At 76.8% G+C, this 10,724-nt stretch carries 10 protein-coding genes; 4 read left to right on the forward strand and 6 right to left on the reverse strand.

Annotated elements, in window-relative coordinates:
* Positions 1–90 precede the first annotated feature (90 nt).
* The 3 genes from MLV88_RS19670 to MLV88_RS19680 are packed head-to-tail and all read left to right on the forward strand — an operon-like array spanning position 91 to position 1,996.
* Positions 91–675 (forward strand): NifB/NifX family molybdenum-iron cluster-binding protein, encoded by a 585-nt coding sequence (locus MLV88_RS19670; protein ID WP_243338421.1) that lies wholly within the window; start codon positions 91–93, stop codon positions 673–675.
* Positions 672–1,022 (forward strand): nitrogenase-stabilizing/protective protein NifW, encoded by a 351-nt coding sequence (locus MLV88_RS19675; protein WP_242355312.1) that lies wholly within the window; start codon positions 672–674, stop codon positions 1,020–1,022. The genes MLV88_RS19670 and MLV88_RS19675 overlap by 4 nt, the downstream gene beginning before the upstream one ends.
* Before the next feature lie 23 nt (positions 1,023–1,045).
* A complete protein-coding gene (locus MLV88_RS19680; protein WP_242355313.1) occupies positions 1,046–1,996 on the forward strand; it encodes a hypothetical protein in 951 nt (316 codons plus the stop codon).
* Between the two features lie 35 nt (positions 1,997–2,031).
* Here the strand turns inward: MLV88_RS19680 and MLV88_RS19685 are convergent, their stop codons facing one another.
* The 6 genes from MLV88_RS19685 to MLV88_RS19710 form a co-directional block, all read right to left on the reverse strand.
* On the reverse strand, positions 2,032–2,889 hold the full coding sequence (locus tag MLV88_RS19685; protein WP_242355314.1) for a putative selenate ABC transporter substrate-binding protein: 858 nt from the start codon (positions 2,887–2,889) through the stop codon (positions 2,032–2,034).
* Between the two features lie 74 nt (positions 2,890–2,963).
* Positions 2,964–4,682 (reverse strand): PhnE/PtxC family ABC transporter permease, encoded by a 1,719-nt coding sequence (locus MLV88_RS19690; protein ID WP_242355316.1) that lies wholly within the window; start codon positions 4,680–4,682, stop codon positions 2,964–2,966.
* Positions 4,679–6,172, reverse strand: coding sequence for a LysR substrate-binding domain-containing protein (locus tag MLV88_RS19695; RefSeq protein ID WP_242338599.1), 1,494 nt, complete (start codon positions 6,170–6,172; stop codon positions 4,679–4,681). The genes MLV88_RS19690 and MLV88_RS19695 overlap by 4 nt, the downstream gene beginning before the upstream one ends.
* A gap of 163 nt (positions 6,173–6,335) precedes the next feature.
* Complete coding sequence (locus MLV88_RS19700; protein ID WP_242355318.1) at positions 6,336–7,271, reverse strand: aldo/keto reductase; 936 nt, start codon at positions 7,269–7,271, stop codon at positions 6,336–6,338.
* Between the two features lie 14 nt (positions 7,272–7,285).
* Positions 7,286–7,636, reverse strand: a complete 351-nt coding sequence (locus tag MLV88_RS19705; protein WP_243338424.1) for a hypothetical protein — start codon at positions 7,634–7,636, stop codon at positions 7,286–7,288.
* Between the two features lie 91 nt (positions 7,637–7,727).
* Entirely contained in the window at positions 7,728–7,877 is a 150-nt protein-coding gene (locus tag MLV88_RS19710) for a hypothetical protein (RefSeq protein ID WP_242338605.1), read from the reverse strand.
* A gap of 116 nt (positions 7,878–7,993) precedes the next feature.
* Between MLV88_RS19710 and MLV88_RS19715 the strand changes: the two genes are divergently transcribed.
* Positions 7,994–10,591 carry a hybrid sensor histidine kinase/response regulator gene (locus tag MLV88_RS19715; RefSeq protein WP_243338425.1) on the forward strand — a complete coding sequence of 866 codons (2,598 nt, stop codon included), beginning with the start codon at positions 7,994–7,996 and terminating at the stop codon, positions 10,589–10,591.
* Positions 10,592–10,724: the final 133 nt, after the last annotated feature.

Genomic DNA, 10,724 nt, shown 5'->3' on the forward strand with positions numbered 1-10,724 from the left:
CCCCCCGCGCCCGGGCTGCCGCGGGCGCGGGGGCCGCGGGCCGCGCCCGGCCCCCCCCCCCCCCCCCCCCCCCCCCCCCGCGCCGACGCCGTGGGGCGCCTCTCCGAGGATCGCTTCGCCGCGTTCACCCTCGCGTCGCTCCCGCCCGCTCCGGTCCGCGACGCCCGCGAGGCGCGCGCGGCGCGGCGGGCGGCCGTCGCGCGCGTCCGCGCGCGCGCCGCCGAGGCGCGCGACGCCGCGCTCGACCGCGTCTCAGCCGTGCCCGCGGGGCTCTCGGCGCGCATCGCCGTCGCGACGCGCACCGGCGGCCAGGTGGACGAGCACTTCGGGCACGCCCGCGAGCTGCTCGTCTACGACGTGAGCCGCGCCGGCGCGCGCCTCGTCGGGCGGCGCGCGGTGGACCGGTACTGCGTCGGCGGGGAGGGGGAGGAGGACGCGCTCGCGACGATGCTGCGCGCGCTCGAGGGGTGCCGCGCGGTGCTCGTCGCCAAGGTCGGGCGCTGCCCCAGGGAGCAGCTCGCCGCCGCGGGCATCGAGCCGGTGACGGAGCAGGCGTTCCGCCCGATCGAGGCGGCGGCGCTCGCCTGGTTCGAGGGCTTCGCGGCGCGAGTCGCCGTCGGCGAGGTGGCCGCCCCGCCGGCGGTCGCGGCGGCGCCGCGCGCGGAGGTCGCGTGAGCCCGCGCGAGAAGGAGGGGGCCCCCGGCGCGGCGCTGCCGGCGCTGCCGGCGCTGCCGGAGCTCGAGGGGCTCGAGTCGGCGGAGGACTTCTTCGCGGCGCTCGGCGTGCCGTTCGACTCGCGCGTGCTCGCGGTGAGCCGGCTCCACCTCATGAGACGCTTCGGGCTCGCGATGCAGGCCTTCCTCCTCGAGCGCCCCGCCGCGAGCGAGGGAGAGCGGCGGGCCGCCCTGCGCGCCGCGCTGCGGGAGGCGCACGCGCTCTTCGCCCGGTCGACGCCGCTCGAGTCCGGGGACTTCGGCGTGCTCCGCGGGGCGCGGCCGGTGAAGCTCGGAAGGCGTGAGTGAGGCCGCCGGACTAGAACCGCGGGGTGCCCGCCCCGCTTCCGGTCGACCTCCTCGCCGCCGCCGACTGGAGCGTGAGCGAGCGGAAGCGCTGGCTCGCCCTCGCGCAGCGCGGCGCCGACGGCCGCTGGCGCGCGGGAGGGGCGCGCCCGGTCGGTCGAGCCGAGACGCTCGTCGCGCGGCTCGCGCGCCGGGCCGGGACGCGGCGGCGCGCGCTCCTCGGCCTCGACCTCCCGATCGGCGTCCCCGCGGCGTACGGCGCGCGCGTCGGGGCGGACTCCTTCCTCGCGTGGGCGCCCGGCCTGGGCGCGCCGCCCTACGAGGCGTTCTTCACGCCCGCCGCGACCGCCGCCGAGATCACGCTTCACAGACCGTTCTATCCGGAGCGCGCCCGCCGCGCCGGCGTGGTCCGGCAGGCGGAGCTCTGCGCCGCGCTCGGGGTGCCGGGCTTCGACGCGCTCCGGCGTGCCTGCGACCGCGCCCGCCCGGGGCGGCGCGCGGCGGAGGCGCTCTTCTGGACCGTGGGCGGGAAGCAGGTCGGAAAGGCCGCGCTCGCAGGCTGGCGTGACGTCGTCCTGCCCGCGCTCCGCGACGCCCGCGCCGCGATCTGGCCGTTCCAGGGCGAGCTCGCGACGCTGCTGCGACCCGGCGCGGTGGTGCTCGCGGAGATCTACCCGGCCGACGCGTGGCGCCGCCTGGGCGCCGCGCCGGTCTCGAAGCGCGATCCGGCCTCACGGCTCGCCGCCTGCGCCGCGCTCGGGCGCTGGCTCCGGGCGGCGGGGGTCTTTGCCTCGCGCCGGCTGTCCACCCAGCTCGCGGAGGGGTTCGGTCGCCGACCGGACGGCGAGGACGCGTTCGACGCGGTGGTCGCGCTGCTCGGGATGCTCGACGTGGTGCTCGGCCGGACCGCGCTGTTCGAGCCCGAGCAGGAGGCGCGCGCGGTGGAGGGGTGGATCCTCGGGCTCGATCCGGGGTGAGCTCTCGAGCTCGGGCGGACGAGACGGGGCCCCGCTCAGTCCTTCAGGAGCCCCGCCGCGCGCGCTGCCTGCTCGATCGCCGCGTAGTTCCCGGGCGCCGTCGGGATGAACTTCTTCGTGCGCTGGAGGTCCAGGATCTTCCGGTGCTCGGGGTTCGCGTAGTCGAGCGCGAGGAAGGCGGCGCGGAGCTGCTCGACGACCTTCGGATCGAGGTCGCCGCGGACCGTCCAGCTGTAGTCGTGGAACTCGGGCGTGGTCCACAGCACGCGGACCTTGGTGGGATCGATCTTCTTCTCGTCGAGGAGGCGCTGCCAGATGGACTCGTTGAGCGCGCCCGCGTCCACCTTGCCGGCCTCGACCCACTTCGCGGTCACGTCGTGCGCGCCGGAGTAGGCGACCTTCGCGAAGTCCTTGTCCGGGTCGAGACCGTTCTGGAGCAGGAAGTAGCGGGGCATGAGGTGGCCGGAGGTGGAGCTCACCGAGCCGAACGCGAAGGTCGCGCCCTTCAGGTCCTGGAGCCTCTGCGCCTTCGAGGCGGCGGGGACGATGATCTTGGAGTGGAAGCGGGCGTCCTCCTCGCGCTGTACGAGCGGGATGGCGGTGCCGGTGCGGCGGCGGGCCTGGACGAACGTGAAGCCGCCGTACCAGACGAGGTCGAGCTTGCCGGCGGCGAGGCCCTCGACCGTGGCGGCGTAGTCCGTCACCGGGGTGAACTTCACCGGCCGGCCGACCGCCGCCTCGAGGTACTTCCCGAGCGGCTCGAACTTGCGCAGGAGCTCGGTGGGCGACTCGTCGGGGATGGCGGAGACGCGGAGCGGCTCCGCGCCCGCGGCGGAGAGCGGGAGGAGCGGAAGGACGAGGGCGAGGAGGCGGCCGAGACGGTGCAGGTGCATGGAAGGCTCCTGGCGCGCGGCGGACTGCCGCGCGCCGGACGAGGGTTCCGGGACGACGACGACGGGAAGGTCCTTCACCACGCGTCCACCACCGCCGGGACCGCCGGCTCGGGGCCTTCCTCGGCGCGCTCGGAAGGGCCTTCCACGAGCCGCCGCCGAAGCGCGCCGGAGAGCAGGTCGACCGCCGTGACGAGCAGCACGATCACGAGCAGCAGCGTGAGGGTGCGGTGGTGGTGGAACAGGCTCAGGGAGACGTGCAGGAGCCCGCCCAACCCGCCCGCGCCCACGACGCCGAGCACCGCGGAGGCGCGGATGTTCACCTCCCAGCGGTAGAGCGTGTAGGCGACGAGCTGCGGAAACGCCTGCGGCAGGACCGCGAGCGCCGAGGCCGCTGCGTCGCTCGCGCCCGCCTCCCGCAGGGCCGCGAACGGCGCGGTGGGGACCTCCTCGAGCGCCTCCGCGTAGAGGCGGCCGAGGACGCCCGCGGTGTGGACGCCGAGCGCGAGCGCCCCCGCGAACGGGCCGAGCCCGACCGCGAAGATGAGGACGAGCGCCCAGAGCAGCTCGGGCAGCGTCCGGCCCAGGTTCAGGATGCCGCGGGCCGTCCACGCGACGGCGGCGAGCGTCACGCCACGAGCGAACGCGGGGCGGCCGCCGCCCGCGAGCACGTGGAGCCGGAGGGCCGCCGGGTACGCGAGCAGGAGCCCGAAGAGCGCGCCGAGCGCCGTGCCGAGCACGCTCACCGCGAAGGTGACGACCGCGGCCGGCGCGAGCTGGCGCAGGAACGCGGGGTCGAGGTCGGGCGGCCACAGCGAGGCCGCGAAGCCGCCGACGCTCGCGAGGGCGGAGGGGGAGAGGACGTCGCGCCAGGACAGGTCGAGCACCCGCGCCGCTCCCCACGCGGCGAGCGCCCAGATCGCGAGGCCGAGCGCACGGGCGCGCAGGGCGCCGAGCCCGAGCGGGAACAGGCCACGGCTCCGGTGGATGCGGCGGCGCACGAGCTGGGAGAGGAGATCGACGCCGGCGACCAGCACGAACAGGGCGATCACCATCGCCGCGACCTCGTCGTACGCGAACATCTTGAGCGAGAGCTCGAGCTGCACGCCGAGCCCGCCCGCGCCCACGAGCCCGAGCACCGCCGAGGCGCGGAGCGCGCAGTCGAACCGGTAGAGCGTGTAGGAGGCGAGGAGCGGGACCGAGCCGGGGAGCACGCCGAACGCGAACGCGCCGAGGGGCGGCGCGCCCGCGGCGGAGAGCGCCGCGGCGGGTGCCCGCGGCGCCGACTCGAAGATCTCGGCCATCACCTTGCCGAGCACCCCCGCGTAGCCGACCCCGATGGCGAGCACGCCCGCGAGCGGCCCCATCCCGAACGCCCGGACGAACACGAGCGCCCAGACGAGCTCGGGCACCGAGCGCATGAGGTTCAGGAGGACGCGCGCCGCGAGCCACGCGGTGCGGCGGGGTGCGGCCGGCGGATCGCCCGGGGTGGCGAGGACGCGCGGCGAGACCGCGAGGAACGCGAGCGGCGCCGCGAGCGCGAGCGCGAGCGAGATGCCGAGGAGGGCGATGGCGACCGTCTCGGCGAGCGGGCGCGCGAGGGAGGAGAGAAACGCGGCCGAGTGGGCGGGCGGCCAGAAGCCGCGCGCGAAGTCCGCCATCGCCCGGCGCGCCCCGGGCGCGAGGAGCGCGCCGAGATCGCCGCCCGCGATGCGATAGGAGACGACGACGGCGGCCGCGAGCGCGAGCCCCGGCCAGGAGAGGAGCGCCGGGAGCGGCGGGCGCCGCGCCCTCACGCGCCGCCCTCCGCGCCGGGCCTCACGGCGGCCCGGGCGACCTCGACGAAGCGCCGCGCCGCCGGCGACGGCGTCGCGTCGCGCCGCCACGCCACGAAGAGCCGCCTCGGGATGCGCACCCCGTCGATGCGGAGCGCGCGCAGGTGCCCGCGCTCGAGCTCCTCCCGGACGGCGAGCCGGGAGGTGAACGCCACGCCGACGCCCGAGAGGACCGCCGCCTTGAGCCCCACGAGCGTCCCCACCTCCAGCGCGACCGCCGCGGGATCGAGCGGCACGCCGAGGTTCGCGAGGTGGTCCTCCACGACGGCGCGCGTGCCGGAGCCGGCCTCGCGCTCGACGCGCGGCAGCCGGGCGGCGAGCGCGGGAGGGATCGGCTCGGCCGGGAGCCCCTCCTGCGCGGGCGAGGCCACGAGGACGATCTCGTCCTCGACCAGGTCCTCGAAGTGGAGCTCGGGGTGCGGTGAGCGGGCGCCGACGAAGCCGACCTCCACGTGGCGCGCCAGGAGGTCGGCGGTAACCTCTGCCGAGTCCTTCACCGCGAGGCTCACCCGCACGCCCGGGTACGCGCGTACGAACGCGCGGACCGCGCCGGGCAGCAGGAACTCGCCCGGCGTGTTGGACGCGCCGAGGGCGAGGACGCCGGCTGGCGCGGCCGGGCTCGGGGTGCGGGGCGCCGCCGGGGATGGGCTCACCGCCGCGCCCTTGCGGGAGGCATAGAGGCGCGAGAGGTCGTCGAGCGTCAACGCCGCGACGGGCGCGTCGAACGCCACCGCCCCGTCGCGCAGCCCCACCACCCGGGTGACGATGGGGAGGAGCGGCTCGAGCCGGTGGGTGGAGACGACGAGCGTGCGCCCGGCGAACGCGCGCCCGAGCAGCGCGGCGATCTCCACCGCGCGCGCGGGGTCGACCGAGGCGACGGGCTCGTCCGCGATGACGATCTCGGGATCCTGGTACAGCGCCCGCGCGATCGCCACCCGCTGCTGCTCGCCGCCGGAGAGCCGATCCACCCGCTCGTGGAGCCGCTCGGCGATGCCGACCTCCGCGAGCACCGCGCGGACGCGCTCCGCCTCGGCGCGCGAGACGAGCGCGGCGAGCGCGCGCGCGAGCGACATGCGCCCGAGCCGCCCCGCGACCACGTTCTGCATCACGCTCGCCTGGGGGACGAGGTGGAGCTGCTGGTGGACGGTGCCGATCCGCGCGCGGACGGCGCGGAGCGCGCGCGGCGCGAGCCCCGCCACGTCACGCCCGAAGAGCTCGACCGCGCCGCACGACGGCGCGAGGGAGGTGGCGAGCAGTCGCAGCAGGGTGGACTTGCCGGCGCCGCTCGGGCCCACGACGGCCACGCGCTCGCCCTCCCGGATCGCGAGCGACAGCGGGAGCAGCGCGTCGCGGCGGCCATAGCGCTTCCCGGCGCCGGTGAGGGCGAGGGCGGGCACCGGGACGGCGGAGGCGCGCACGGGCGCGCGAGCGGGCGCGGGCGCCTCGCTCATGGCGCGCTCGCGCGCCGGGCTCGCGGCGCGTCCGGTCCGGGGGCCGCGTCCCGCCGCGCGAGGGGGCGCACGGGAGCGGCGGCCACGCGGGCGGCGAGGAGGGAGCGCATGGGACCATGTCTTATCGGGCGCCCGCCGCCCGCCGCAACCACCGCGTCGGTCCTCACGGCTCCCGCGCAGGCCGCGGGTCCCACCACACCTCTCCCTTGCCGCGGATCGCCTCCGCCGCGCGCCTGCGCGTGTCCGCGCGCTCGTCCGCGCTCATGGGCCGAAACCCCTCCGCCGCCGCGAACGCGGCGTCCTGCTCGTTCGGGAACGACAGGCCGAGCAGCGCCACGTCCGGGTCGAGCGTCAGGGTGTAGCGCAGGCACTCCTCGACGGAGAGGCGCGGCAGGGCAGGGGCGGCCGTGTCGGCGCCGCCGGAGGAGACCTTCCCCCGCGGGCGCTGGGCGAGCGGGCGACCGTAGCCCTCGGTGTCGCCGACGAGCTTCCCGGCGCCGAAGGTCTTGAAGCAGACGGTGCCGACGCCGCGCGCCTTCGCGGCGGGCAGGATCTCGTCGACGTAGCGCGGGTGGCAGTACGGTCCCACCGGGAACATGACCACGTCGCACAGGCCGGAGGCGAGCGCGTCGGCGAGCACGTCCGGGTGGTGCGACGAGATCCCGCGGAACCGCGCGCGCCCGCGGGCGATCTCCTCCGCGAGCTCCGCCATCGCCCCGCCGGGCGCCTTCGCGCGCCGCCACGCCTCGGGCTCCGAGCAGGAGTGGAGCACGAGGAGGTCCACCGACGCGACGTCGAGCCTGCGCAGGCTCTCGTCCAGCTGCGGCGCGACGGGACGATCGAGGTGGTCGATCTTGTCGACGAGGAGGACGCCCGCGCGTCGGCCGCGGAGCGCCTCGCCGACGATCTCCTCCGAGTAGCCGTCCTCGTACATGGGCGCGGTGTCGACGACGTTCAACCCCGCGTCGAGCGCGCGCCGCAGCGTCGCGACGCAGCGCTCCTTCGGGACGGAGCGATCGGCGAGATCACCTGCTCCGAGGGCCGTGGCGACGAAGCCGGTGCGGCCGAGCGCGCGCCGGGGCGTGAAGCGGCGGGCCATGCGCTCGTCGCCGACTACTTGCGCTTGCGGAGGACCTCTATCCGGACGACCTGCAGCTCGTCGCCGGTCCGGTCGAGCGACGCCCGTACCTCCTCGCCGCGCTTCAGGTCCGAGAACTTCCCCGCGGACCCGTCGATCGTGATCTTCGCTTCCTTCGCGACCTTCACCTGCGTCGTCGCGTCGCCGGCGTCGAGCACGATCTCGCGCTGCGCCTCGTCCACGTGCGCGATTCGCCCGCGCACCTCCTGCTGCTGCCGCGGGGCGGCGCTCGCGGCGCCCGGCGTGCTGCCCTGCGCGGCGGCGGTTCGGGTCCAGCCGGCGGCGCCGAGCACCAGGGCGACGGCGACGAAGAGTCTCGCGTGCATGGGGTCTCCCTCCGAGAGGCTCACGATGCGCGCGCCGCGGAGGGCGCGCACGCCGGGGGGGAGGCGACGGGACGGACGCCCGCGCGTCGCCTCACCGCAGCATGCCGAAGAGCATCACCGCGAAGAAGACGGGCACGAGGAGCGCGACGACGCCGCCCACGACGAGCGCGGTGATGACGGCCGCGCGCGCCGGGCCGCTCGTGGGGAGCTGTCCCGGAGGCGAGCGCTGGTCGGGCTTCACGCCGCCATCCTAGCCGATCCCGGCGCAGGCGGCGGCCGGTCCTCGTGTCCCACGGCTGCTCGCTTGTGCGCCGGCGAGCCGAGCGCTCAGAATGTACGCGCTCCAGGGGGGGTGCCGTGTCCAAGTTGCTCGCGAGCCTGCGCGTTCGCCTGCTGTTCCTCGTGCTCGTCGCCGTCGTCCCCGCGCTCGGGATCCTGACCTACGCCGCGCGCGAGCATCGTCGGCTGCTGGAAACCGGGGTCGAGCAGGAGTCGCACGCGATCGCGCGGCTCATCGCCGAGCGAAACGGCCGCGTGATCGAGCGTGCGCGCGGGGTGCTCATGGGCATCTCGCGGCTGCCGAGCGTGCGCGCGGCCGACGCCGAGGCGTGCTCGCGCGACCTCGCGCCGCTGGTCGCCGGCGCGATCGACCTCGGTAACCTCGGCGTGGTCGCGCTCGACGGCGAGTACTTCTGCCGGGGCGGCGGCGGCCGGCGCGTGAACCTGCTCGACCGCGACAACGTCCGCGTGCCGCTCGAGACCGGCGAGTTCGCGGTGGGCGCGTACCGCGTCTCGCGCTCGCGTGGCGTGCCGACCGTCGGGCTCGGGCTCCCGGTGCGCAGCGACGAGGGCCGGGTCACCGCGGTCGCGATCGCGATGCTCGACGTGGCCACGCTCCAGCGCGACCTCGACGACATGGACCTCCCCGAGGGCGGGGCGGCGGTGGTGCTCGATCGCGACGGGACCATCCTCGCGCTGCGCCCGTACGACGTGCGGCAGGTGGGGACGAGGCTGCCACCCGCGCTGCACGCGGGAGCGATGGAGGACCGCGCTCGCCGCGCGGTCGGGCCGGACGGCGTGGAGCGGATCTACGGCTTCCACGACGTGTGGGCGGGGCCGGGGCCCGCGGTGCTGCACGTGGCGGCCGGCGTCCCCATCGCCGCGGCGTACGCGCCGGTGAACCGCATCCTCCGGCGGACCTTCCTCGCCTTCGGCGGGATCGCGCTGCTCGCGCTCGCCGCCGCGGGCATCGCCGGCGAGCGGCTCCTCGTCCGCAAGCTGCGGGCCCTCCTGGCAGCGGCGCGCCGGATCGCCGCCGGCGACTACTCGGCGCGGGTGGGCCTGGAGCCCGGGCGCGAGGAGCTCGGCCAGCTCATCGGCGCGTTCGACGAGATGGCCCATTCGCTCGAGTCGCTCTCGCGGCAGAACCGGCTCATCCTGGACTCCGTCGACGAGGGGATCCTGGGGGTCGACCGCGAGGGGCGCATCGTCTTCGCGAACCCCGCCGCGGCGCGCGCGCTCGGGCGGAGCGTCGAGGAGCTCCTCGGCCAGGACGGACACGCGGTCGTCCACCCGACCCGGCCGGACGGCTCGCCGATCCCCGCCGCCGAGTGCCGCGTCCTGGCGGCGATGCGCGACGGGAGGGTCCGGCACGGGGTGGACGAGGCGTTCCGGCGGCGCGACGGGAGCGCCTTCCCCGCGGAGTTCGTCGCCTCGCCCCTCGTGGACGGCGGCGCCATCGTCGGGCTCGTGCTCGCCTTCCGCGACGTGGGGGAGCGGCGCCGGCTCGAGGAGCAGCTCCGCCACTCCCAGAAGATGGAGGCGGTCGGGCAGCTCGCGGGCGGAGTCGCCCACGACTTCAACAACCTCCTCACCGCCATCGTCTCGTTCGCGCGGCTCGTCCAGGAGGCGCTCCCGCCGGGCCACGAGAGCCAGCCCGACGTGCGCGAGATCCTCGTCGCCGCGGATCGCGCGGGGACGCTCACCCGGCAGCTGCTCGCCTTCAGCCGCCGCCAGCGGCTCGCCCCGCGCGTCGTGGACCTCGCGGGGGTCGTGCGCGGGATGGAGCCGATGCTGCGGCGGATCCTCGGCGAGACCGTGGCGCTCGAGGTGGCCGTCCGCGCGCCGGGGACGGTGGTCGCCGATCCCGGCCAGCTCGAGCTCGCGGTGCTGAACCTCGCGGTGAACGCGCGCGACGCGATGCCGGACGGCGGCCGGGTCGTCATCGAGGTGGACGAGCGCGCCGCGCCCGAGCCGAGCGCCGACGACGGGGCGCTCCTTCCCGGGCCCGTCGCGCTGCTCTCGGTGCGGGACGGCGGCGTGGGCATGGACGACGCGACGAGGGCGCGCGTGTTCGAGCCGTTCTTCACGACGAAGCCGCTCGGGAAGGGGACCGGCCTCGGTCTCTCGACCGTGTACGGGATCGTCTCGCAGAGCGGCGGCGCCATCCGCGTCCGCTCGGCGCCCGGCCAGGGCTCCGAGTTTCGCATCCTCCTGCCGCTGCACGCGGAGGAGGCGGCGCCCGAGCGCGAGCTGCGCCCGGGGCGCGCGGCGGGGGGCCCCGAGACCCTCCTGCTCGTCGAGGACGACCCGGCGATCCGGGCGGTCGCGCGGCGCGCGCTCGACGGGGCCGGCTACCGGGTCGTCGACGCGGCCTCCGCCGAGGCGGCGCTCACCGCCGCCGACGCGTTCCAGGGAGCGATCCACCTGCTCGTGTCCGACGTGATCCTCCCGGGCCGCAACGGCTGGGACCTGGCGCGCGCGCTCGAGGAGCGCCGCCCCGGGGTGCGCGTGCTGTTCGTGTCCGGGTATGCCCGCCACGCCTCCGGCGTCGCGCTCGTGCCCGCAGACGCTCCCTTCCTCGCGAAGCCGTTCGCGCCGGACGACCTGCTCCGCGCCGTGCGGAGCGCGCTCGACGCCCCGGAGCGGCCCGCGGCCGCGGCCGGGATCAGCTAACGGCTATCCTGATTCGCGACCCGGCGAGCGAAGCGAGCCCGCCGGGGCGACGCCGCGGAAGCGGCGAAGCCGCTCGCGGCGGCGCACGGGACCCGGCTGTCGGGGTGGGGCCTCGATCGGTACGCGCGCACGA

The sequence above is a fragment of the Anaeromyxobacter soli genome (genome assembly GCF_022808855.1).
Classification (GTDB): domain Bacteria; phylum Myxococcota; class Myxococcia; order Myxococcales; family Anaeromyxobacteraceae; genus Anaeromyxobacter; species Anaeromyxobacter soli.

Excerpts from the sequence above, each read along its gene's own strand:
- MLV88_RS19685 (WP_242355314.1), bottom strand. The coding sequence starts at position 2,889 with ATGCACCTGCACCGTCTCGGCCGCCTCCTCGCCCTCGTCCTTCCGCTC.
- MLV88_RS19695 (WP_242338599.1), bottom strand. The coding sequence starts at position 6,172 with ATGAGCGAGGCGCCCGCGCCCGCTCGCGCGCCCGTGCGCGCCTCCGCC.
- MLV88_RS19700 (WP_242355318.1), bottom strand. The coding sequence starts at position 7,271 with ATGGCCCGCCGCTTCACGCCCCGGCGCGCGCTCGGCCGCACCGGCTTC.
- MLV88_RS19705 (WP_243338424.1), bottom strand. The coding sequence starts at position 7,636 with ATGCACGCGAGACTCTTCGTCGCCGTCGCCCTGGTGCTCGGCGCCGCC.